Here is a 22,078-nt window from a genome sequence, read left to right as displayed (position 1 = left end):
AAACATTGAAAACCGAGCGCCCATGAGCACTGAATCTCAGCAACTTTACAGCCAGCTACCCGCCATCGACCGTCTATTGCGCGATCCCGCCGTTGAACCTCTGGTGGCGAAACATGGGCAGACGTTGATTAGCGAACTGCTGCGCCAGATGCAGGCGCAGGCGCGCGAGGTGATTAAAACCCGCCAGCAATTGCCGGAATGGTGCCAAGACTGGCCGCAGGCGCTGCTAATGCGCCTGAACCAACAGCAACGCTCGGCGCTGCAACCGGTGTTCAACCTCAGCGGTACCGTGCTGCATACCAATCTTGGCCGCGCATTGCTGGCGCAACCGGCGATCGACGCGGTAGTGCAGGCAATGAGCAGCGCCGTCACGCTGGAATACGATCTGGACGGTGCCGGGCGCGGCCACCGCGATCGCGCTATCGCCGATTTGCTGTGCCAGCTCACTGGCGCAGAGGATGCCTGCATCGTCAACAACAACGCGGCGGCGGTTTTGCTGATGCTGGCGGCGGTGGCTCCTGGTCAACAGGTGGTGGTGTCGCGCGGTGAACTGGTGGAGATTGGCGGCGCGTTCCGCATCCCCGACGTGATGCGCCAGGCCGGTTGTGAACTGGTGGAAGTGGGCACCACCAACCGCACCCATCTGAAAGATTATCGTGCCGCCATCAACGAGCGAACCGGCCTGTTGATGAAGGTACATACCAGTAATTACTGTATTCAAGGGTTTACCACCGCCGTGGATGAAGCGGAGCTGGCGATGCTGGGCCGCGAACAGGGCATCCCTACCGCCACCGATCTGGGCAGCGGTGCGCTGATCGATATGACGCAATACGGCCTACCCGCAGAACCGATGCCGCAGCGTTTGATTGCTGCGGGCGTGGATTTGGTAACCTTCTCCGGCGATAAACTGCTGGGCGGGCCGCAGGCGGGCATTATCGTTGGTAAAAAAGAGCTGATCGCCCGCCTGCAACAGCATCCGCTGAAACGCGCGCTGCGCGTCGGCAAAATGACGCTGGCGGCGCTCGAGGCTACGCTGCGGCTGTATCAGCAACCGGAACTGTTGGCAGAACATCTGCCGACGCTGCGCCTGCTGGCTCGTCCGCAACAGGAGATGCAACAAGCCGCCGAACGGCTATTGCGCCCGTTGGCGGTGCGTTTTGCCGATCGTTTCGCGCTGCGTGCTGAACCCTGTTGGTCACAGATTGGCAGCGGCTCACTGCCGGTCGATCGCCTGCCAAGCTATGCCCTGACCTTTGCCCCGCTCGATGGCCGAGGCGCTACGCTGGAGCTTTTGGCGCAGCAATGGCGCAGTTTGCCACAGCCGGTGATTGGCCGGATCCACGACGGCCGGTTATGGCTCGATCTGCGCTGCCTGGAGCAAGAGAGCGCACTGCTTGAGGTGCTAAACCCATGATTATCGCCACCGCTGGCCACGTCGACCACGGCAAAACCACGCTGTTGCAGGCGATTACCGGCATCAATGCCGATCGCCTGCCAGAGGAAAAACGCCGTGGCATGACTATCGATCTCGGCTATGCCTATTGGCCGCAGCCGGACGGGCGCGTGCTGGGGTTTATTGACGTTCCCGGCCATGAGAAATTCCTTGGCAATATGCTGGCGGGGATCGGCGGTATCGACCATGCATTGCTGGTGGTGGCGTGCGACGACGGCGTGATGGCACAGACCCGCGAGCACTTGGCGATTCTGCGCCTGAGCGGGCACCCGCAACTGACGGTAGCGCTGACCAAGGCCGATCGCGTCGACGAAGGGCGGATCGCCGAAGTGCGTGCACAAGTGGCGGCCGAACTGGCACAGCAGGGCTGGCATGATGCACCGTTGTTTGTTACGGCAGCGGCACAGGATTTGGGCATCGAACCTTTGCGCCAGCATCTTTTGGCGCGGCAACCTGGCGAGCACGCGCTGACGCGCCGCTTCCGGCTGGCGGTCGATCGCGCCTTCAGCGTGAAAGGGGCAGGGCTGGTAGTGACCGGTACCGCACTGGGCGGCAGCGTTAAAGTGGGTGATACCCTGTGGCTGACCGGTGCCGATGTGCCGGTGCGGGTGCGCGGCCTGCATGCTCAGAACCAAGCGGCGGAACAGGCATTTGCCGGGCAACGCATAGCGCTGAACATCAGCGGTGATGTCAGCAAAGAGCAGTTGGAGCGCGGTGACTGGCTGCTGGAACAGCAACCGCCGGTGGTCGCTGAGCGTATTCTGGTGGCGGTTGAGGCGGATGCACCGTTGCAGCATTGGCAGCCGCTGCATCTGCACCATGCTGCCAGCCATATTACTGGCCGAATTGCGCTGTTAACCGGCAATTTGGCGGAGTTGATTCTCGATCGTCCGCTGTGGCTGGCGGAAAACGATCGTCTGGTGTTGCGGGATATTGGCGCCCGCCACACCTTGGGCGCAGCACGGGTGCTGGTATTGGCTGCGCCGAAGCGTGGCAAACGTCAGCCAGACTATCTGGCCTGGCTGGCGGCGCTGGCCGAGGCGCAAAACGACGAACAGGTGCTGGATTTACGCTTGCCGGGCGGTGCGCTGGATCTGGCTGCCTTTGCCTGGGCGCGGCAGTTGACCCACAGCGGGCTGGCGCAGTTGCTTGCCGGGCGCGCATTGCTGATTACCGGTGAAGTGGCGCTGGCGCAGGCCAACGTGCAGCAGGGCGAGCAGCGTGTGTTGCAGGTGTTGGCCGAATACCATCAACAGCATGGCGATCAACTGGGTTTAGGGCGCGCTCGTTTGCGGCGTATGGCCTTACCGGTGCTGGATGAACCGCTGGTATTTATGATGATCGATCGGTTGTTGGCGGCCGGTTTGCTGCGTAATACGCGCGGTTGGCTGCATTTGCCCGAGCATGGTCTGGCGTTCAGCGCGGAGCAGCAGGCGTTGTGGGTGCGCATCGAACCGCAACTGGGTGATGAAGCCTGGTGGGTGCGCGATCTGGCCGCAGCGCTGGGTGAAGAAGAAGCCAACGTTCGCGCCGCGCTGCGCAAAGCCGCTCAGCTTGGTCATGTGACCGCCGTGGTGGTGGATCGCTACTATCGCAGCCAGCGGATTGAGCAGTTTGCTGCGTTGATCCGCGAGCTGGATGCGACGCAAGGCAGCGCCAATGCCGGTGATTTTCGCGATCGGCTGGGGGTTGGCCGCAAACTGGCGATTCAGGTGCTGGAATTTTTCGATCGCAGCGGTTTCACTCGCCGCAAGGGCAATCAGCATCTGCTGCGGGATAGCGGGCTGTTTGGTGGTTGAAAACCGGGTGCCATCTGTTCACCCGGTTTAAAATTTTGTGGTTGAGGCCCGTCTTTAAGCCGCTTCCGTCGGTGTTGAGGCTACGCCACCGCGTTTGGTGAGGAACACCGCCACCAACGCCAGCCAGCACAGGCCACTCAGCAGGTTGAACAGGTTAAACCATCCGCTCCCGCCCCAAACATAGGCGACTTTAGCCAGCTCGATACCCACGGTGAATACCGCCATGCTCAACATCCCCATGGTGGCAGAGACGGTGCCTTTGCTGATTTCGCTGGAAAACAGTGTCAAACGATACAGCCCGGCGTTTGCCAGCCCAATACCGAAAGCATACAAACTTAACCCGGCGGTCATCCACAGATAAGCGTGCTCGGAGAACACCGTCGCCAGCGCGGCGATCATCAAACCCACAATCATCGGCCCGGCCCCCAATTTGATCAGGCGCTCAACGCTGTTTTTGCCGGTCAGGCGGGCCAGCGTCAGGTTGCCGAGGATCAGCGCGCCGAATACCGGGATTTGCAGCAGGCCATAATCCATGGTGGAGAGCGACTCACCGCTGATCAGGATCACCGGCGACTGGGCAATCCACGCCAGCAGCGGCAGGCTGGCAAAACCGATCGCCAGCGCACCGCAGATAAAACGACGATTTGTCAGCACCTGGCGGTAATCGCGCCACAGGTTGGCAGCGGAAAAGGCTTCCCCTTGCAGTGTGGCGGTTTCCGGCATCGCTTTCCACAGGCCGACGAAGGCAATGGCGGCCAGAACGGCAAAAATCACAAACATACTTTGCCACGGCGCAATATGGATCAAGGCAGCACCTGCCAGCGGCCCGAGCAGCGGGGCGATCAACGCCACGTTGGCCATCAGCGCAGTGATCTTGATACACACTGACTCTTCAAAGGATTCCTGAATGGTGGCATAGCCCACTGCGCCGATAAAGCACAGACCGATCCCTTGCAGGAAGCGCATAAAGATGAACTGCTCAATGCTGGTCACCAGCAAGATTGCCAGACAGGCGACGATAAAGAAGGCAACCCCGGCCAGCATCACCGGGCGGCGGCCACGACGATCCGACAGCGGGCCCAGCAGCCATTGCAGAAAGATACCGCCAGCCAGATAGGCGGTCATTGAGGTTGGCACCCACTCAACGCCTGCGTTGAAATCGGCTACCACCGCCAGCATACCGGGTTGGATCATATCGTTGGCGATATAGGTGGTGAATTCGAATAGCACCAAGCAAAGCGGGAATAACAGCGCCTGTCGGCCCAAGCGTGCCGTAGGGGGTAATGTTGTTTTCATATTTATACTACTGATAGCAAAGAAAAATAAGGAACTGCCAGGGGCGGGAAGCGCAATCTGAGCGAGTTGAGGCGGTTATTTTGCCGCCAATCGTTACTCTTGGCAATCATAAGATAAACCGTATACGCATTCTGACCGTGTATTTAGGCGTTACGCTGCTGCGCACGCCGGAGCTGGCGACCAGAGGAGAATCCTGCGGTCAGCGCGGCTTTCTCCAGCCCGTAACCTTGCTGCAAGCGTTGCTGTGCCACGGCCAAGCGCAGCTGTTCATGATATTCCCGCACGCTGATCCCGATATGCTGGCGGAACAGCCGGGCCAGATGTCGGCTGCTGACGTGCGCTTTTTCCGCCACCAGCGGCACCGACCAATCCGCTTCCGGCTCGGCGGCCATCACATCCTGCGCCCGATGTACGGCGGGGTGCAGATGGTTGCGATAGCGCAACCAAGGGGAAAGCTGCGGATCGTCGCCTGAGCGACGGAAATAGATCACCATTTCACGCGCAATCTCCAGCGCACGGTCGGCTCCGCAAGATTGATTGACCAGATGCAGCGCCAGATCGATACCGGCGGTGACGCCCGCGCTGGTAAAGATGCCGCGATCTTCCACAAAGATGCGGTTCTCTTTCACCTGAGCCGCCGGTGCTTGCTGGCGCAGGCGCGTGAGCACATCGTGATGGGTGGTGCAGTGGTAACCGTCGAGCAGCCCTGCCTGCGCGGCCAGCAAGGCACCGGAACAGACGCAGACCAGGCTGAAACGCTGCTGTGCCAGCGCGGGCCGTAATCCCTCCAGCCATTGCCGGGCCTGAGCGGCCTCTGGGCTGGCGAAACCCCTGGCTGAGTCCGCCACGCCCGGCACCACCAGAATATCGCCGTTGGCCAACTGCGCAGGCAATGGCTGCAACAGGCTGATGCTCATACCGATAGAGCAGGTGATTTGCGGCACCGGGCTGACATAGTGCAATTGAAACTGGCCGGAAAGCCGCAAAACTTCCGCCGGGCCGCTGACATCCAGTGACAGCACGTTGGGCAACATCAGAAAGTAAACGGCCTTGGGCATGGTTATTCCTGTTTCAGTTGGGCCAACACTTCATCAACGCTGGCTAGCGTAGCGAAGCGATCGACCAGGACGGTTTCAGTATGCCGCTTCAACTGCTCGGGGGTAAAGAGCGTGCCATCAGGATGGCGCATCGGGAAGGTGAGCGTCGCCTCGGTGACAAACGTCACCTTGTAGCCCAGATCGGAAGCGACGCGAGCGGTGGTTTCGCAGCACTGCTCGGTACGCATACCGCTGATGATCAGATGATCAATCTGGCGTTCGCGCAGCCAGGCGTCCAAGCCAGAATCGGTCAGCGCATTGTGTACCTGTTTGTGTACCGTGACGTCGGCCTGATGCGCCAGGAACGGCAGGCGTTTCACGTAGCCAGAGGCGAGAGAAAACGGCCCTTCCGGCGCGACGTGGAACACATCCACCAGCGCTACGCCTTGCCGCTGGCAGCCCGCGATCAGGCGCGTCAGTGCCTGTTGAAACGCTGGCAGATCGTCTTCTTGCCAGAATGGACGGTGTTGAAACGAGTGTTGAACGTCGATAATCAATAATGCGCTATGTGACATTTTCGGCCTTCCTTCAGTGGGGTATAGCGCTATAGTGCGCTGCTAACCTGGCTGAAAGAAGGCCAAAAACGGCCATCATGGTGGCACGAGCGGACTAGCATTGAGATCGGCAGGTTAACGCTTATCTTAAGCGTTCGCTGGCGAGCTGATAAACATCGCTCCGTTCTCTTTTTCCTACGGCGACGACGGCAATCACCAGGCAGTTATCGATAACTTCATAAACCAGCCTGAACCCTGAGGCGCGCAATTTTATTTTATAGCAGTCAGGCATACCGCGTAATTTCGCTGCGGGTATGTGTGGATTTTCACAGCACTTTTTCAATTTTTTGGCAAACTGCTGCTGTACCGACTTATCCAGCCTGTTCCATTCTTTTAACGCCGATTCGCGGAACTTGACCTGATACGTCATAGAAACTCGTCCAGATCGACCTCAATCAGTGCCTGATCCCGACGTTCATTGACCAGTTTAGCCAGTTCATGATCGTCTAACGCATCGAGCATCTGCTCATACAGTTCTGCTGGTACGCAGTAAAACGCTGGCTGGTTACGATTAAGAATGGCTACCGGGAAACCCGCTCCTGCACCGACCGTTGCCATCGGATTTTTTTTCAGTTCGCTGATGCTTGCGCTGGTATCACTCAAAATAATGTTGGCCATATTTACCTACCAAAAAGACTGATTAACAGGTCTTATTGTAGCGGTGAAATGACCTGTTAACCAGTCTTTGAAGGGGTGAGTCACATTAATGGTCGCAGGCAGCGATATAGCTCGCGGAAGGTGCTGCGCCGTTCGGCGTACTGCTGATGCCGTGCGGTATCCGGCTCATGTACCTGCTCCAGCGGCAACGCGGGCAGCAAATCGCTTAACGGTTGGCCGGGGTTCAGCGCAATCTGCGCCAACCGTGCCGCTCCCAGCGCCGGGCCGACATCGCCGCCGGTGCGGTATTCCAGCCGCTGGCCGCTGATGTCTGCCAGCATCTGGCGCCAGAACGGGCTGCGCGCGCCGCCGCCAATCAGCGTGATGGCAGAAGGTTGCAGGCCGCTGGCGTGCAGCACATCCATGCCGTCTGCCAAAGCGAAGCCGACGCCTTCCAACACCGCGCGTGCCAAGTCGTTCGGCCCATGCTGATGGGTAAAGCCCCAGAAAGCGCCTTTGGCATTCGGGTTATTGTGCGGCGTGCGCTCGCCGGAAAGATAAGGCAAGAACCACAATGGGGCTTCTGCCGGTGCAGCCTGTTCGGCATTGCTCAGCAGGGTGGCAACGCTGTCGATGTTGGTCAACTGGCAGGCCCAGTCCAGGCAGGATGCGGCGCTGAGCATTACCGACATCAGGTGCCAGGTGTGCGGCAGCGCATGGCAGAAACTGTGTACCGCGCTGGCCGGGTTGCTGAGAAAGCCGTCGCTGACTGCGAAATATACACCGGAGGTGCCAAGCGATAGCATCGCCTGCCCGGCCTGATACAAACCCACACCGATGGCTCCTGCGGCGTTATCGCCGCCACCGGCCACCACCGGCACTGGACTCATGCCCCAGCGCTTGGCCAATTCAGCCTGCACCTGCCCGGTGATCTGATTCCCCTCAAACAGCGCAGGCATCTGATCGCGCGTTAGTCCGCAGGCGGCCAACATCGCGTCGCTCCAATCACGCTGCGCCACATTCAGCCACATCGTGCCTGCCGCATCGGACATATCGCTGGCGAACTCGCCGGTAATGCACCAGCGCAGATAATCTTTTGGTAATAACACCTTGTCGATTTGGCGGAAAACCTGCGGTTCATGCTGTTGAACCCACAGCAGTTTGGGGGCGGTAAAGCCCGGCATCATCAGGTTGCCGGTAATTTCCCGCGAGTTGGGTACGCTTTGCTCCAATGCCTGGCATTGCGCAAAACTGCGGCCGTCATTCCATAAGATTGCCGGGCGCAGCACCCGTTGCTGCTTATCCAGCAGCGTTGCGCCGTGCATTTGGCCGGTCAGGCCGATGGCTTTTACCGTTTGCAGATCATGCTGTTTGGCCAACGCCAGCATGGCGCGATCGGTAGCTTGCCACCAATCTTGAGGAGATTGTTCAGACCACAGAGGGTGCGGGCGCGAGATGGGTAAAGGTTCACTTTGGCTGGCGAGCAGTTGGCCCTGTTCGCCGAGCAGGATGACCTTTACGCCGGAAGTGCCGAGATCGATACCGATGTACATGGGTGCAGTTCCTTTAATATGTCGTATCACCCCTTCACCAGAGGGGGAAGGTTTTTTCCCCTCATCCTAGCCTTCTCCCCAAGGGAGAAGGGACGTACGGTGACAACTTGCAGGCAGCAGCTATGCTGTTCAATCGAGCAGAATGCTCGACGTATCGCCCCCTCTCCCTACGGGAGGGCCGGTGTGAGTGGCATTGGCGAGCGGTATCCCCTCATCCTAGCCTTCTCCCCAAGGGAGAAGGGACGTACGGCGAAAACTTGCAGGCAGCAGCTATGCTGTTCAATCGAGCAGAATGCTTGACGTATCGCCCCCTCTCCCTGCGGGAGGGCCGGGGTGATGGGCTTTCGCCAATGCTCCCCTCACTCAACCTTCCCCCCAAAGGAGCCAGAAGCGGAATTAACCAAACAGATAACGGTTAACCAGATTCTCCAGTTTCTCCTGATGCCCGCTGGTATGTTGCGGTGCCAGAACCTGCTGCTCAGCGTACTGCGCCAGCGCGGCGAGTGACAGTTTCCCCTGCAAGATTTGCTGGCCCAGTTCACCGTTCCAACCGGCGTAACGCTTGGCCACCTGCTGATGCAACTGGCCATCCTCAATCATGCGCGCCGCTACTTTCAACGCCAGCGCCATGGTATCCATCGCGCCGATATGGCCGTAGAACAGGTCATATTTATCGGTGCTCTGGCGGCGCACTTTGGCATCAAAGTTCAGGCCACCGGTGGTGAAACCGCCTGCTTTGAGGATCTCGAACATCACCAGCGCGTTCTCCTCCACGCTGTTCGGGAACTGATCGGTATCCCAGCCCAGTTGCGGATCGCCACGATTGGCATCGACCGAACCGAAGATGCCCAGCGCAATGGCGGTGGCGATTTCGTGATGGAACGAATGCCCGGCCAGCGTGGCGTGGTTGGCTTCGATATTCACCTTGATCTCTTTTTCCAGGCCGAACTGCTTGAGGAAGCCGTACACGGTGGCAACGTCGTAATCGTACTGGTGCTTGGTGGGTTCCTGCGGTTTCGGCTCGATCAGCAGCGTGCCCTGGAAACCGATTTTGTGCTTGTGCTCCACCACCATTTGCATAAAGCGGCCAATCTGTTCGCGTTCCTGGCGCAGATCGGTATTTAGCAGGGTTTCATAGCCTTCGCGCCCGCCCCACAGCACATAGTTTTCACCGCCCAGTTGATGAGTGGCGTTCATGGCGGTGAATACTTGGGTGGCAGCCCAACTGAACACTTCCGGGTTCGGGTTGGTGGCGGCACCGGCGGCATAGCGCGGATTGGTGAAGCAGTTAGCGGTGCCCCACAGCAGCTTCACGCCGCTGCTTTGCTGCTTTTCGGCCAACACCTCAGTTATGGCGGCGAAATTGTTCAGATACTCTTTCAGCGTTGCCCCTTCTGGCGCAACGTCGATGTCGTGGAAGCAGTAATAGGGTACGTTCAGCTTGTGGAAAAACTCAAAGGCCACGTCGGCTTTACGTTTGGCTAACGCCAGCGCATCGCCCGGCTGCTGCCATGGGCGATCGAAAGCTCCCACGCCAAACATGTCGGCACCGTTCCAGCAGAAGGTATGCCAGTAGCAGGCGGCAAAACGCAGGTGATCGGCCATCCGTTTGCCAAGGATGATTTCATCGGGATTGTAGTGGCGGAAGGCCAACGGATTATTACTGCTGGGGCCTTCGTAGCGAACCTGCTCAAGCTGATCAAAATAGGATTGCATTAGCGAACTCCTGAATAACGGGGGGATAGTGGGTTGGGTTTATCTTCGGAGTTAGCTGGCCGATGCTCAATTACGTTATTTCACACTTAAATTCACAGAATTATTAAATGTGCGCGGGATCTCATATTCGCGTTTATTCAACGTCATTAGCGGCAGGGTTATAAAACATGATCGCTATCATAAAATTAACATTAAACCAAAAATCGTAATTCGCCGGTAAAAATCTGCAATTGCCGAATGAAAAATAAGTGTCAACAATCGGCTGGACGTTTCGTGATTCATATTACCCATACACACTACATTGAAAAGGGTTATAAGATGATGATTAAGCCTATTCTCCTCTCCGCCTGCGCTCTTTTGCTGCTGGCCAGTCAATCAGGATTCAGTAAAGAAATTAAAATCGGTATGGCAATTGACGACCTGCGTTTAGAGCGCTGGCAGAAAGATCGCGATATCTTTGTTAAAAAAGCCGAATCGCTGGGGGCAAACGTGTTTGTGCAGTCTGCCAACGGTAATGAAGAAACCCAGATGGCGCAGATTGAAAATATGATCAACCGTGGCGTCGATGTGCTGGTGATTATCCCTTACAACGGCCAGGTGTTGAGCAATGTGATCAGCGAAGCGAAACGCGAAGGGATTAAGGTGCTGGCCTATGACCGGATGATCAATAACGCCGACATCGATTTCTACATCTCGTTCGATAACGAAAAAGTGGGCGAAATGCAGGCGCAAAGCCTGGTGCAGCGGGTGCCGCAGGGCAATTACTTCCTGATGGGTGGCTCACCGGTGGATAACAACGCCAAGCTGTTCCGCAAAGGGCAGATGACCGTGCTGCAACCCTTGATCAGCAGCGGCAAGATTAAAGTGGTGGGCGATCAGTGGGCCGATGGCTGGCTGCCGGAAAACGCGCTGAAGATTATGGAAAACGCCCTGACGGCCAATAATAACCATATCGATGCGGTTGTCGCCTCCAACGATGCCACCGCCGGTGGGGCGATTCAGGCGCTGGCGGCACAGGGGTTGGCGGGCAAAGTGGCGATCTCCGGTCAGGATGCCGACTTGGCGGCGGTGAAGCGCATTGTGGCAGGCACCCAAACCATGACGGTGTATAAACCGATCAGCAAATTGGCCGATGAAGCGGCAGATATTGCGGTGCAGCTGGGTAAAGGCGAACAGCCAAAATCCAATGCCAAATTAAATAACGGCAGTAAAGAAGTCTCTGCCTGGTTATTAACCCCGGTTCAGGTGGATAAATCGAATATCGATAGCACCATTATTGCCGATGGCTTCCATAAGAAATCCGATCTTAATTAATTCTGACGAAGCTCTTTGGAGGGAATAATGCCCTGCCTGTTAGAAATGAAAAATATCACTAAACAATTCGGCGTAGTAAAGGCCGTGGATAATGTCAGCCTGCAATTAGAGGCTGGGCAGGTATTATCCTTGTGCGGTGAAAATGGTTCAGGGAAATCAACGCTGATGAAAGTGCTGTGCGGAATATATCCGCACGGCAGTTATCAGGGCGAGATTTATTTTTCTGGCGACCTTATTACGGCCAAAACCATTCGCGATACTGAACAGAAGGGCATTGCCATCATTCACCAGGAACTGGCGCTGGTGAAACAGATGACGGTGCTGGAGAACATGTTTCTCGGCAACGAATGGGGCCGCTTTGGGCTGATGGATTACGACAATATGTACCTGCGCTGCCAGCGCATGCTGGCGCAGGTCAAACTGGAGGTGGACCCGCATACCCGCGTTGGTGAACTGGGGCTTGGCCAGCAGCAACTGGTGGAGATCGCCAAAGCGTTAAACAAGCAGGTGCGCCTGCTGGTGCTGGATGAACCTACCGCCTCGCTGACGGAAAGCGAAACTGCCACTCTGCTGGCGATCATCGCCGATCTGCGCGATCACGGCATTGCCTGCATCTATATTTCGCACAAGCTGAATGAGGTGAAAGCGATCTCGGATCTGATCTGCGTGATCCGCGACGGTAAGCATATTGGTACCCGGCCAGCGGCAGGTATGAGCGAAGACGATATTATCGCCATGATGGTAGGGCGTGAACTGACCGAGCTATATCCGCAGGAGCAGCACGCTATTGGTGAGGTGATCCTACAGGTGGAAAACCTCACCGCCTGGCATCCGGTCAACCGGCATATCCGCCGGGTGGACGATGTTTCCTTCCAGCTACGGCGCGGCGAGATCCTCGGCGTGGCCGGGCTGGTGGGCTCCGGGCGTACCGAAACCATGCAGTGCCTGTTCGGCGCTTATGCGGGGCGTTGGCAGGGCAGTATCAGTATCGACGGGCAGCCTGCCACCATTACCACCTGCCGACAGGCAATGCAGTATGGCATCGCCATGGTGCCGGAAGATCGCAAGCGCGACGGCATTGTGCCGGTGATGAGCGTTGGCTCGAACATGACGCTGGCGGCGCTGAGTGATTTCAGCGGCCCGCTGACGGTGCTGGATAGCGCGCAGGAGCAGGCCACCATTCAGCAGTCGCTGGCGCGGCTGAAGGTGAAAACCTCTTCGCCGGAGCTGGCGATTGGCCGGCTGAGCGGCGGCAACCAGCAGAAGGCTATCTTAGCGAAATGCCTGCTGCTGAACCCTAAAATCCTGATTCTGGATGAACCCACACGCGGTATCGATATCGGTGCCAAACATGAAATCTACAAACTCATCAACCAACTGGTGCAGCAAGGGATCGCGGTGATTGTGGTGTCTTCCGAACTGCCGGAAGTGCTGGGGCTGAGCGATCGGGTGCTGGTGATGCATCAGGGGCGCATCAAAGCCGATTTGGTCAACCGTGGTCTGACCCAGGAACAGGTAATGGAAGCGGCACTGAGGAGTGAAACCCATGTTGAAAAGCACGCAATCTGAAGCAAACCTGCCGCCATTGGCGCAGAAAAAGCCGTTGCCGGGGCTAAAATCCGTCAACTTGCAGGTGTTCGTGATGCTGGCGGCGATCGTTGTCATCATGCTGTTCTTTACCTTTACCACCGAAGGGGCCTATCTCAGCGCGCGCAATATCTCCAACCTGCTGCGACAGACGGCGATCACCGGCATCCTGGCGGTGGGCATGGTGTTTGTGATTATTTCGGCGGAGATCGATCTTTCCGTGGGTTCCATGATGGGCTTGCTGGGCGGCGCGGCGGCGATATTTGACGTCTGGCTCGGCTGGCCGCTGCCGTTGACCATTGTAGTGACGCTGCTGGCCGGGCTGTTACTGGGGGCCTGGAACGGCTGGTGGGTGGCGTATCGCAAGGTGCCTTCGTTTATCGTCACGCTGGCGGGCATGCTGGCGTTTCGCGGTATTCTGATCGGTATTACCAACGGCACCACCGTGGCCCCGACCAGCAATGCCATGTCGCAGATTGGCCAGAGCTACCTGCCGAACGGGCTGGGTTTTGGCATCGGTGCCGTTGGCCTGATGCTGTTCGTGGCCTGGCAATGGCGGCAGCGCAGCAAGCGCGCCCTGCTTGGTTTGCCGGTGGCGGCACCGAGCGGGGACGTTACCCGGCAGAGCATTCTGGCGATTCTGGTGCTGGGCGCTATCTATTTGCTGAATGATTACCGTGGCGTGCCGACGCCGGTGTTGATCCTCACCGCGCTGATGTTGGCGGGGATTTTTATGGCGACGCGCACCGCTTTTGGCCGCCGTATCTATGCGATCGGCGGTAACATCGACGCTGCGCGGCTTTCCGGGGTGAACGTGGAGCGCACCAAGCTGGCGGTGTTTGCCATCAATGGCCTGATGGTGGCGATTGCCGGGCTGATCCTCAGTTCACGCCTGGGAGCAGGTTCACCTTCGGCGGGGAACATTGCCGAACTGGATGCCATCGCCGCCTGTGTAATCGGCGGCACCAGCCTGGCGGGCGGGGTTGGCAGCGTGGCCGGGGCGGTGATGGGGGCGTTTATCATGGCCTCGCTGGATAACGGCATGAGCATGCTGGACGTGCCGACCTTCTGGCAGTACATCGTCAAAGGTGCCATCTTGCTGCTGGCGGTGTGGATGGATTCCGCCACCAAGCGCCGGGTGTAACCATTCAGGGGATCTTGGCGGCGAGGCAAAATTCACAGAGGCAGGAGGATCCCCATGTTCGAAAAGCGCTACCGTATTACCTTGCTGTTCAACGCCAATAAAGTGTACGACCGCCAGGTGGTGGAAGGTGTTGGTGAGTATTTACAGGCTTCACAGAGTGATTGGGACATCTTTATTGAAGAGGATTTCCGCTGCCGCATCGATAACATCCGAGACTGGCTGGGGGATGGTGTGATCGCCGACTTCGACGACCGGAACATTGAACAACTGCTGCATAACGTCAACGTGCCGATTGTCGGCGTTGGCGGTTCCTATCACCGGCAAGAGGATTACCCGCCGGTGCATTATATCGCTACCGATAACTACGCGCTGGTGGAAGCGGCGTTTATGCACCTGAAGGAAAAGGGGCTGAACCGCTTTGCGTTTTATGGCCTGCCGGTGGAAGGTGGCAAGCGTTGGGCGCAGGAGCGCGAACAGGCATTCCGCCAGTTGGTGGCCGAGGAACAGTATCAGGGTGTGGTGTACCAGGGGATGGCCACCGCGCCGGAAAACTGGCAATACGCGCAGAACCGCCTGGCGGATTGGATACAGACGCTGCCGCAGCAGACCGGGATTATTGCCGTTACCGATGCGCGGGCGCGCCACCTGTTGCAGGTGTGCGAGCATTTGGATATCCCGGTGCCAGAAAAGCTGTGCGTGATCGGCATCGATAACGAAGAGCTGACCCGCTATCTTTCGCGCGTTGCCTTATCGTCGGTGGCGCAGGGCACGCGCCAGATGGGCTATCGCGCCGCCAAGCTGCTGCACCAGTTGCTCGATCGGCGCGAGTTGCCGCTGCAACGCATTCTGGTGCCGCCGGTGAAGGTGATCGAGCGCCGCTCCACCGATTTCCGCTCGCTGCGCGATCCGGCGGTGATTCAGGCCATGCATTACATTCGCCACCACGCCTGCAAAGGGATCAAGGTGGAACAGGTGCTGGACGCGATCGGCATGTCCCGCTCCAACCTGGAAAAACGCTTTAAAGACGAAACCGGCCAGACCATTCATAACGTGATCCATGAAGAAAAACTCGATCGCGCCCGCAACCTGCTCACCGCCACGTCGCTGCCGATCAATGAGATTTCGCAGATGTGCGGCTACCCGTCGCTGCAGTATTTCTATTCGGTGTTTAAGAAAGGCTATGACATGACGCCCAAAGAGCATCGTGATCGTTATGGGGAGGTGGGGTATTAGGTAGTATCCACAATTTGTTTTGTGTAGCTTTATTGGCTACATTTGAAGCCAATAAAGCTACATGGAGTTCCCGCATGAACGAGCCTTTACTGGAGTTTTTATTCAGCGATTACCGGCGCAAAGTGTTAAATCTGTTGCTGAATTCTCCGCAACAGGCGTTTCACGTGCGGGAAATTGCGCGCCAGACCGCAACTCAGGCAGGAACGCTGCATAAAGAATTGAGTAAGTTGGCACAGGTGGGCATTCTGCAAAAACAGGAACAGGGTAAGCAGCTTTATTATCGTGTGAACGTAGATTGCTTGATTTATCCCGAACTGGCTGCGATTTTCCGCAAAACCTCTGGACTAGCCGTACATTTACGCTCCGCATTGGCTGTTTTTGAGTCGCGAATCATTCTGGCATTTGTTTTTGGCTCAGTGGCCAGTGGCAAGGCGACTGATGCCAGCGATGTGGATCTGCTGATCGTTGGCGATGTGACATTCAATGAGATTGTCATGGCGTTATACCCACTCCAGGCGGAATTGGGGCGGGAAATAAATCCCAAGGTTTACTCTGTGGCTGAATGGCTGGCCGCACTGGATGAGAAAACGGCGTTTATTCAGGATGTATTGAGTAAACCCAGATTATGGATTGCAGGGGATAAGGATGACGCTGAGCAATTTAGTCGGGATAGGGTTGGAGGCAATCCCAACTGATACGCTGACTATCAAGAAATTATTGGCGGCCGCCGAACGTAATTTGCGGGATGCCGCTATTTTGCAACTTAGCAACGAAAACCGCTTCGATACTGCTTACAAAGCGATTATGCAAATGGCTAATCTGGCGTTGCAGGTAGAGGGTTTCCGCACCTTAACCAGTAAACCTGGTCATCATCAGATGATGATTCAATCATTGCCTTTGACCATAGGTATTTCGCGTGAAACCATGATTTATCTTGATGCATTACGTAAGCAGCGTAACGTTGCTGATTATTCAGGTGACTTGGTGACGGATAGCGCTGTTGCAGCTTGTATAGAACAAGCTGAAGCGCTGTGGCAAGCCTTGATACTTTGGTTGAAGCAAAAACATGCTGCTTTGTTGAACTAATCTTCCAAACCAAGCTGCAAAAGATGTCATTTACTACGTAGTGAAGCGGTGAAACGTTTGCGAACGTCGATGTGCAATGAGGTAGGGAATAACAGGTTTACTTTGCTGAATATGCAGGCATGACTAAGGGTTTAAAAACAGAAAGCGCGGTAACAGTCTTCGCTCCCGGCGTCAGGCCAGAAAGCGCTAGCTGTGCCGCGCCCAGTTAGCAGCAGTGTTTAGCGTTTATGCAGGCACTGCTTGTTGTGGTACTTGCCAGTTTTCGTGATAGATATGCTCAGCCTGTTCCTGCGTGGCGGCATAATCGCCAGTGAGGCGGTAGGCAACCGTGAAGGCAAAATCAAACGCAGCCCCCGGCCCTTTGCCACTGATCAGGTTACCGTCTTCAACCACTCTTTCAGCCACATAGGTGCCATCTGCCACGCTACGATGCAGTTCACCGGAGCAGACATAACGGCGCCCTTGCAGCAACCGGTTAACGGCCAGCACGCGAGCAGCAGCGGAACACAGTGGGCAAATCAACTTTGCGGCTTCATCGTGACGGCGGATAAACTCCACGGCCATCGAATTATCCGCCATGTTGGCAGTTGCCTGCGGCCCACCGGGGATTACCACGGCGTCGTACATGACATCCATACGGCGTTCCAACAGAGCATCGGCGAACATGCGCATCTTGTTATAGCTGCGGAGTTCCAGCCGATCCTGACAGGACAGCAGTTCCACATCAATCTTCAGACGACGCAATACGTCGATCACAATAACCGCCTCAGCCTCTTCAAATCCTTCGCTTAGCAGGACGGCAACTTTCTTGGTCATAGCATCTCCAGCAATGGACGGGTGAATAACCCGGGCCGGATCAGGTTAGCAGATAAGTAGCGATGATTTTTGCCGGGAGGCAAAGTGTAAGAAGGGGATCGCGGAAACACGATTTCGCGCTTAGCACTAAGGGTGATTCGCGCTATAATCCGCCACTTGCTTCCGTTTTAGAGGAAGATCATCGTCCCCGGTGGGGCGGCTGGACTTCAAATCCAGTTGGGGCCGCCAGCGGTCCTGGGCAGGTTCGACTCCTGTGGTCTTCCGCCATTCAGTGTATTCTGAGCTCTCCCAACGTCAACTAAACCCCCGTTAAACCCTTGTATATCAAGCCTTCCTTGTATTCCGAAGTCAACTAGAGTCTACTGGTATCAATATGCCCCTGGGGGCACTATTGGGCACATCGACCACTGTGGGTAAAATCACATGCCACCAAAACAGCTAAAAACCATTAATAATCAAATAATAGCGTCACTTGATACCCGTAGTAAACCCTATAAGTTTGCTATCGGTAGGGGGCTCTATGTGCTGGTGAAGCCTACAGGCTCAAAATACTGGCGTTTGAAGTATCGCATAGACGGTAAGGAGAAGAGCCTGGCGTTCGGGACATTCCCTGCTGTAACGATTAGTGAAGCCATTATGTTAAGGGAAGAGGCCAGAGCGAAGCTCAAAGATGGTTACGATCCTGCGATTGATAAAACTCTGGAGAGAGAACAACGCCGTCAGGAACGTACCAAACAAGCTTTCCAGCTTTCGCTCACCGAGTCTGGCGGGCTGATTATCAAAACAACCAAGCAAACCCTATCGCTTACGCCAGAGCAAACTCAGGCCGTCAAAGCATTCTTGCTTTCAGGAGGAGGAAACAACGATGCCATTAACTGATGCAAAAGTTCGAGCATTAAAGCCCAGAGATAAGCCGTACCGCTTAGGTGACGCCGGAGGGTTATACGTTGAAGTAGCAACCAATGGGTCGCGCTATTGGCGCATGAAATACCGCGTTGCCGGTAAAGAGAAGCGTCTTGCCTTTGGCGTTTACCCCGATGTTTCATTGGCCGATGCCCGTGAAAAGCGCGATGCAGCTAAAAAGATCTTGGCGGCAGGTGGCGACCCTAGTGAAACCAAAAAGGCCGAGAAGCTCGCTCAGAGGCTTAATGCTATAAACACCTTTGAAGCCGTCGCCCGAGAGTGGCATCAGACTAAAGCTGATCGCTGGTCACTGCGCTACCGTGATGAAATCATTGATACCTTCGAGAAGGATATTTTCCCCTTTATAGGGAAACGCCCTATTGCAGAAATCAAGCCGATGGAGCTACTGGAAACTCTCAGGCGTATGGAAAAGCGTGATGCGCTTGAGAAGATGCGCAAAGTACGCCAACGCTGTGGTGAAGTTTTTCGCTATGCCATTATCACTGGACGAGCTGAATACAACCCTGCACCAGACCTAGCCAGTGCTTTGAAAACGCCAAAGAAGCATCATTTTCCTTTCCTGACGGCTCAGGAACTGCCGCATTTCCTTAAAGATCTCTCTGGTTATACCGGTAGTGTCATCACTAAAACTGCGACCAAGATCATCATGCTGACGGGCGTAAGAACCCAAGAGCTGAGATTTGCGCGCTGGCAGGATATCGACTTGGATAAGGGTGTATGGAACATACCGGCTGAAGTGATGAAAATGAAGCGACCGCACGTCATTCCATTGTCCATGCAGGTTATCGAGCTGTTCAGCTCTCTCAAGCCAATGACTGGTGGCTATCCCTTGGTGTTTATTGGCCGGAACGATCAGCGTAAGCCAATCAGCAAGGAAAGCATCAATCAGGTTATCGAACTGCTAGGTTACAAAGGGCGGCTGACCGGCCACGGTTTCCGCCACACCATGAGCACCATCCTGCACGAGCAAGGCTACAACTCGGCCTGGATTGAGACACAGCTTGCCCATGTGGATAAGAACAGCATTCGTGGTACCTACAACCATGCGAAGTATCTGGATGGCAGGCGTGAGATGTTGCAGTGGTATGCCGACTATATGGATAGCCTAGAGTTTGACGGAAATGTGGTGCATGGGGAGTTTGGACGTCGTGCTTAGGGTGAGGTGGTTTTTCTGACGGGGACCAACAGCACTGGCAGTGATGTTGGCGCTGTTAGTTTTCGCGGGACTGAAAAGGCCATGGAAGCAGTACGGGCCACTGGGACATAGAATCTATGCACTGGTTCTTGGTTGTTAGCCTACAGGAAGATCAGCGAGCCGATGAAACAGGGGTGTTGTATCATGAAAATTGCATGTTTTGGGCGTATTTTATTGGCCGGATTTAGGTTAGTGGCTAATTAATTCACATTTCATATGGACACCTTGTCAAACTTGATCATTTGATGCTTATTCATAGCACCTAAGGCACACACACCGGAACGTTGAAGGAGCTTACTGTCATGGATAAATATCAGCTCAGCGAGCGTGATATCTGCACCAAATTCATTACACCAGCTATTCAACAAGCTGGCTGGCAGCAGCATCAGTTCCGAGAGGAAGTCAACCTCACCGACGGTCGTGTCATGGTACGCGGTAAGATGGCCTCTCGAGTAAAAAACCCTGAAGCGAAAGGTGGTCCTAAACGTGCCGATTATGTGCTTTATGCAAGACCAAACGTACCGATCGCGGTTGTAGAGGCCAAACAGGCGAAGTTCTCCATTGGGTACGGTATGCAACAAGCTCTAGCCTATGCCGAAATGCTAGACGCGCCGTTTGCCATCAGTAGCAATGGCGATGGTTTTCTCCTGCATGACCGAACAGGTCTTTCCCTGCCTATTGAACGAGAACTTCAGCTTACCCAGTTCCCGACCTTGGCCGACTTGTGGATGGTCTATCAACAATGGAAAGGATTAGTTGCACCTGAAGCTGTAAAGCTGATTGAACAGCCGTTTTATACCGATGGCAGCGGCCGCGAACCACGTTACTATCAGCGTGTGGCAATTAACCGTGCCATTGAAGCAGTAGCCAAAAGGCAAGAGCGAATATTGCTGGTCATGGCCACCGGTACAGGGAAAACGTATACAGCTTTTCAGATTATTTGGCGCTTATGGAAAGCAAAATCCAAGAAGCGCATTCTGTTTTTGGCCGACCGCAATATCCTCGTCGACCAGACTATGCAGCAGGATTTCGCCCCTTTCGGCGAGGTGATGCACAAAGTCACTAACCGTGAAGTCAAAAAGAACTATGAGATCTACCTTGCTCTCTACCAAGCTGTAACGGGGAGGGAAGAATGGAAACAAATCTATCGCCAGTTTCCAGGGGATTTCTTCGACTTAGTCGTGATTGATGAGTGTCATCGTGGCAGCGCTGCGGAAGACTCAGCATGGCACGATATACTAGATTATTTCACTACAGCCACCCACCTTGGCCTGACTGCCACACCGAAAGAAACCAAGGAAACAAGCAATACCAGCTATTTCGGAGAGCCTATTTATACCTATTCGCTCAAGCAGGGCATTGAAGACGGTTTTCTTGCCCCCTACAAGGTGATCCGCATTGCAACCGATGTTGATGCAGTCGGCTACACACCAGAGAAGGGGAAAATCGATAAGCTAGGCCAGGCCATTGAGCAACGGCAGTACAACACAAAAGACTTTGATCGCAATCTAGTACTGGAGAAACGCACAGCGCTTGTTGCCAACAAGGTATGGGAATACCTCCAAGCAACCGATCCGATGGCCAAGACGATTGTTTTTTGTGACGACCAAGATCACGCCGAGCGGATGCGCCAAGAACTGGTAAAGCTCATCCCTGCTGCCGCAAACAATCGCCGTTACGTCATGCGAATTACCGGAGACGATAACGAAGGGAAAGCACAGCTCTCCTACTTTATCGACAACGATGAACCTTACCCGGTTATTGCCACCACCTCGAAGCTACTTACCACGGGCGTAGATGCCAAAACCTGCAAACTGATTGTCTTGGACCAGAGCATCAACTCGATGACGGAGTTCAAACAGATGATTGGCCGTGGCACGCGCCTGCGTGAGGACTACCAAAAACTCTACTTCACCATCATGGACTTTAAAGGCGCTACGCGACTGTTCGCTGATCCCGATTTCGACGGCGAACCCGTGGTGATCTACGAACCTCGCCCTGAGGATCCTGTGGTACCGCCAGATGTCGTCACGCCCCCTAGTATAGAAGAACCCGAACCTCCACCCTATGACTCTAGTCTCACAGATAAGGCTGGTAGCAGCGCAGGCCGAGTAAGGTATGTGATTGATGACGTCAATGTGTGCTTAGCGGTAGAACGCTCGCAATACCTTGATGTCGACGGCAAGCTCATCACTGAGGATTACCGAGTCCTGCTCAAAAGTGACATTAAAAGCACTTTGCAGGCTGAATTTGGTAACCTAACCAACTTTCTACGGCGCTGGAGCAACGCTGAGCGCAAACAAGCAGTGCTAGAGGAATTAGCTGAACATGGCGTACCATTCGAGATCCTGCAACAGGCTGTCGCTAACGGCAGCGAACTGGATGCTTTTGATCTGGTAACCCACGTCGCCTTTGACCAGAAGCCACTCACTCGGCGTGAACGAGCCAACAACGTGAAAAAGCGTGATGTGTTCGGCAAGTACGGTGAGCAAGCCAAGGTCGTACTGGAAGCTTTACTAGAAAAATTTGCCGATCATGGTGTACAAGACATAGAGGATGCCAACGTGCTGGAATTACCTCCATTTGACCAATTTGGCAGCAAAACACAAATCCGGCGGGGTATTTTTGGTGGCGTAGAGCAATACACCCAAGCCGTGAAGGAGCTGGAGCTGGCTCTCTACGACATATCCGAACAAAAACAGGCTTGATTAAAC

The 22,078-nt window shown here is 55.4% G+C and carries 19 protein-coding genes and 1 tRNA gene; 12 read left to right on the top strand and 8 right to left on the bottom strand.

All coding sequences use genetic code 11. From position 1 onward, the window contains the following. The first annotated feature begins 22 nt into the window (after window positions 1-22). Both selA and selB read left to right on the top strand, forming a co-directional pair. The gene (gene selA / locus AC2A1E_RS08485; RefSeq protein ID WP_484383377.1) at window positions 23-1,414 is read left to right on the top strand and encodes an L-seryl-tRNA(Sec) selenium transferase; all 1,392 of its coding nucleotides are present in this window, start codon (window positions 23-25) and stop codon (window positions 1,412-1,414) included. Beyond that, on the top strand, window positions 1,411-3,252 hold the full coding sequence (selB, locus tag AC2A1E_RS08480) for a selenocysteine-specific translation elongation factor (protein WP_484383376.1): 1,842 nt from the start codon (window positions 1,411-1,413) through the stop codon (window positions 3,250-3,252). The genes selA and selB overlap by 4 nt, the downstream gene beginning before the upstream one ends. Before the next feature lie 54 nt (window positions 3,253-3,306). Here the strand turns inward: selB and AC2A1E_RS08475 are convergent, their stop codons facing one another. The 7 genes from AC2A1E_RS08475 to xylA all read right to left on the bottom strand — a co-directional run bounded on the left by AC2A1E_RS08475 (window position 3,307) and on the right by xylA (window position 10,065). Beyond that, the gene (locus tag AC2A1E_RS08475) at window positions 3,307-4,548 is read right to left on the bottom strand and encodes an MdfA family multidrug efflux MFS transporter (RefSeq protein ID WP_484383375.1); all 1,242 of its coding nucleotides are present in this window, start codon (window positions 4,546-4,548) and stop codon (window positions 3,307-3,309) included. 143 nt (window positions 4,549-4,691) lie between these two features. After that, window positions 4,692-5,606: a GlxA family transcriptional regulator gene (locus tag AC2A1E_RS08470; RefSeq protein WP_484383374.1), complete on the bottom strand. Its 915-nt coding sequence runs from the start codon at window positions 5,604-5,606 to the stop codon at window positions 4,692-4,694. A 2-nt stretch (window positions 5,607-5,608) separates the two neighbouring features. After that, window positions 5,609-6,160, bottom strand: a complete 552-nt coding sequence (locus AC2A1E_RS08465) for a cysteine hydrolase family protein (RefSeq protein ID WP_484383373.1) — start codon at window positions 6,158-6,160, stop codon at window positions 5,609-5,611. 121 nt (window positions 6,161-6,281) lie between these two features. Beyond that, window positions 6,282-6,569, bottom strand: a complete 288-nt coding sequence (locus tag AC2A1E_RS08460; RefSeq protein WP_484383372.1) for a type II toxin-antitoxin system RelE family toxin — start codon at window positions 6,567-6,569, stop codon at window positions 6,282-6,284. Next, a complete protein-coding gene (locus AC2A1E_RS08455) occupies window positions 6,566-6,817 on the bottom strand; it encodes a type II toxin-antitoxin system Phd/YefM family antitoxin (RefSeq protein WP_037401138.1) in 252 nt (83 codons plus the stop codon). The genes AC2A1E_RS08460 and AC2A1E_RS08455 overlap by 4 nt, the downstream gene beginning before the upstream one ends. A gap of 80 nt (window positions 6,818-6,897) precedes the next feature. After that, the gene (gene xylB, locus AC2A1E_RS08450; protein ID WP_484383371.1) at window positions 6,898-8,349 is read right to left on the bottom strand and encodes a xylulokinase; all 1,452 of its coding nucleotides are present in this window, start codon (window positions 8,347-8,349) and stop codon (window positions 6,898-6,900) included. A gap of 396 nt (window positions 8,350-8,745) precedes the next feature. Beyond that, window positions 8,746-10,065: a xylose isomerase gene (gene xylA, locus AC2A1E_RS08445; RefSeq protein ID WP_484383370.1), complete on the bottom strand. Its 1,320-nt coding sequence runs from the start codon at window positions 10,063-10,065 to the stop codon at window positions 8,746-8,748. 318 nt (window positions 10,066-10,383) lie between these two features. On the opposite strand from xylA, the gene xylF reads away from it, so the two are divergent. From xylF to AC2A1E_RS08415, 6 genes are read left to right on the top strand one after another with little or no spacing between them, the layout of a single operon-like run. Then, window positions 10,384-11,379: a D-xylose ABC transporter substrate-binding protein gene (gene xylF / locus AC2A1E_RS08440; RefSeq protein WP_484383369.1), complete on the top strand. Its 996-nt coding sequence runs from the start codon at window positions 10,384-10,386 to the stop codon at window positions 11,377-11,379. Between the two features lie 27 nt (window positions 11,380-11,406). Further along, window positions 11,407-12,948 (top strand): xylose ABC transporter ATP-binding protein, encoded by a 1,542-nt coding sequence (locus tag AC2A1E_RS08435; RefSeq protein WP_484383368.1) that lies wholly within the window; start codon window positions 11,407-11,409, stop codon window positions 12,946-12,948. Then, a complete protein-coding gene (gene xylH, locus AC2A1E_RS08430) occupies window positions 12,926-14,110 on the top strand; it encodes a xylose ABC transporter permease XylH (protein ID WP_484383367.1) in 1,185 nt (394 codons plus the stop codon). The genes AC2A1E_RS08435 and xylH overlap by 23 nt, the downstream gene beginning before the upstream one ends. Window positions 14,111-14,164: 54 nt before the next feature. Next, window positions 14,165-15,343 (top strand): D-xylose utilization transcriptional activator XylR, encoded by a 1,179-nt coding sequence (gene xylR / locus AC2A1E_RS08425; RefSeq protein WP_484383366.1) that lies wholly within the window; start codon window positions 14,165-14,167, stop codon window positions 15,341-15,343. A gap of 32 nt (window positions 15,344-15,375) precedes the next feature. Beyond that, a complete protein-coding gene (locus AC2A1E_RS08420) occupies window positions 15,376-16,038 on the top strand; it encodes a nucleotidyltransferase domain-containing protein (protein WP_484383365.1) in 663 nt (220 codons plus the stop codon). Beyond that, window positions 15,989-16,429, top strand: coding sequence for a DNA-binding protein (locus tag AC2A1E_RS08415; protein WP_473189175.1), 441 nt, complete (start codon window positions 15,989-15,991; stop codon window positions 16,427-16,429). The genes AC2A1E_RS08420 and AC2A1E_RS08415 overlap by 50 nt, the downstream gene beginning before the upstream one ends. Before the next feature lie 225 nt (window positions 16,430-16,654). On the opposite strand, the gene AC2A1E_RS08410 is transcribed toward AC2A1E_RS08415, so the two are convergent. Then, on the bottom strand, window positions 16,655-17,245 hold the full coding sequence (locus AC2A1E_RS08410) for a DJ-1/PfpI family protein (protein ID WP_459400732.1): 591 nt from the start codon (window positions 17,243-17,245) through the stop codon (window positions 16,655-16,657). A gap of 172 nt (window positions 17,246-17,417) precedes the next feature. Between AC2A1E_RS08410 and AC2A1E_RS08405 the strand changes: the two genes are divergently transcribed. The 4 genes from AC2A1E_RS08405 to hsdR all read left to right on the top strand — a co-directional run bounded on the left by AC2A1E_RS08405 (window position 17,418) and on the right by hsdR (window position 22,072). Continuing rightward, window positions 17,418-17,512, top strand: a tRNA-Sec gene (locus AC2A1E_RS08405). A 156-nt stretch (window positions 17,513-17,668) separates the two neighbouring features. Continuing rightward, the gene (locus AC2A1E_RS08400; RefSeq protein WP_484383364.1) at window positions 17,669-18,124 is read left to right on the top strand and encodes an Arm DNA-binding domain-containing protein; all 456 of its coding nucleotides are present in this window, start codon (window positions 17,669-17,671) and stop codon (window positions 18,122-18,124) included. Next, a complete protein-coding gene (locus tag AC2A1E_RS08395; protein WP_484383363.1) occupies window positions 18,111-19,325 on the top strand; it encodes a tyrosine-type recombinase/integrase in 1,215 nt (404 codons plus the stop codon). Before AC2A1E_RS08400 ends, AC2A1E_RS08395 begins: the two co-directional genes overlap by 14 nt. 341 nt (window positions 19,326-19,666) lie before the next feature. Next, on the top strand, window positions 19,667-22,072 hold the full coding sequence (gene hsdR / locus AC2A1E_RS08390) for an EcoAI/FtnUII family type I restriction enzme subunit R (RefSeq protein WP_484383362.1): 2,406 nt from the start codon (window positions 19,667-19,669) through the stop codon (window positions 22,070-22,072). The last annotated feature ends 6 nt before the right edge of the window (window positions 22,073-22,078 follow it).

The sequence above is a fragment of the Serratia sp. HNCC26DJ206 genome, assembly GCF_057180605.1.
Note: the sequence above shows the minus strand (reverse complement) of the source record. Positions and strands in the feature narration are given on the sequence as shown.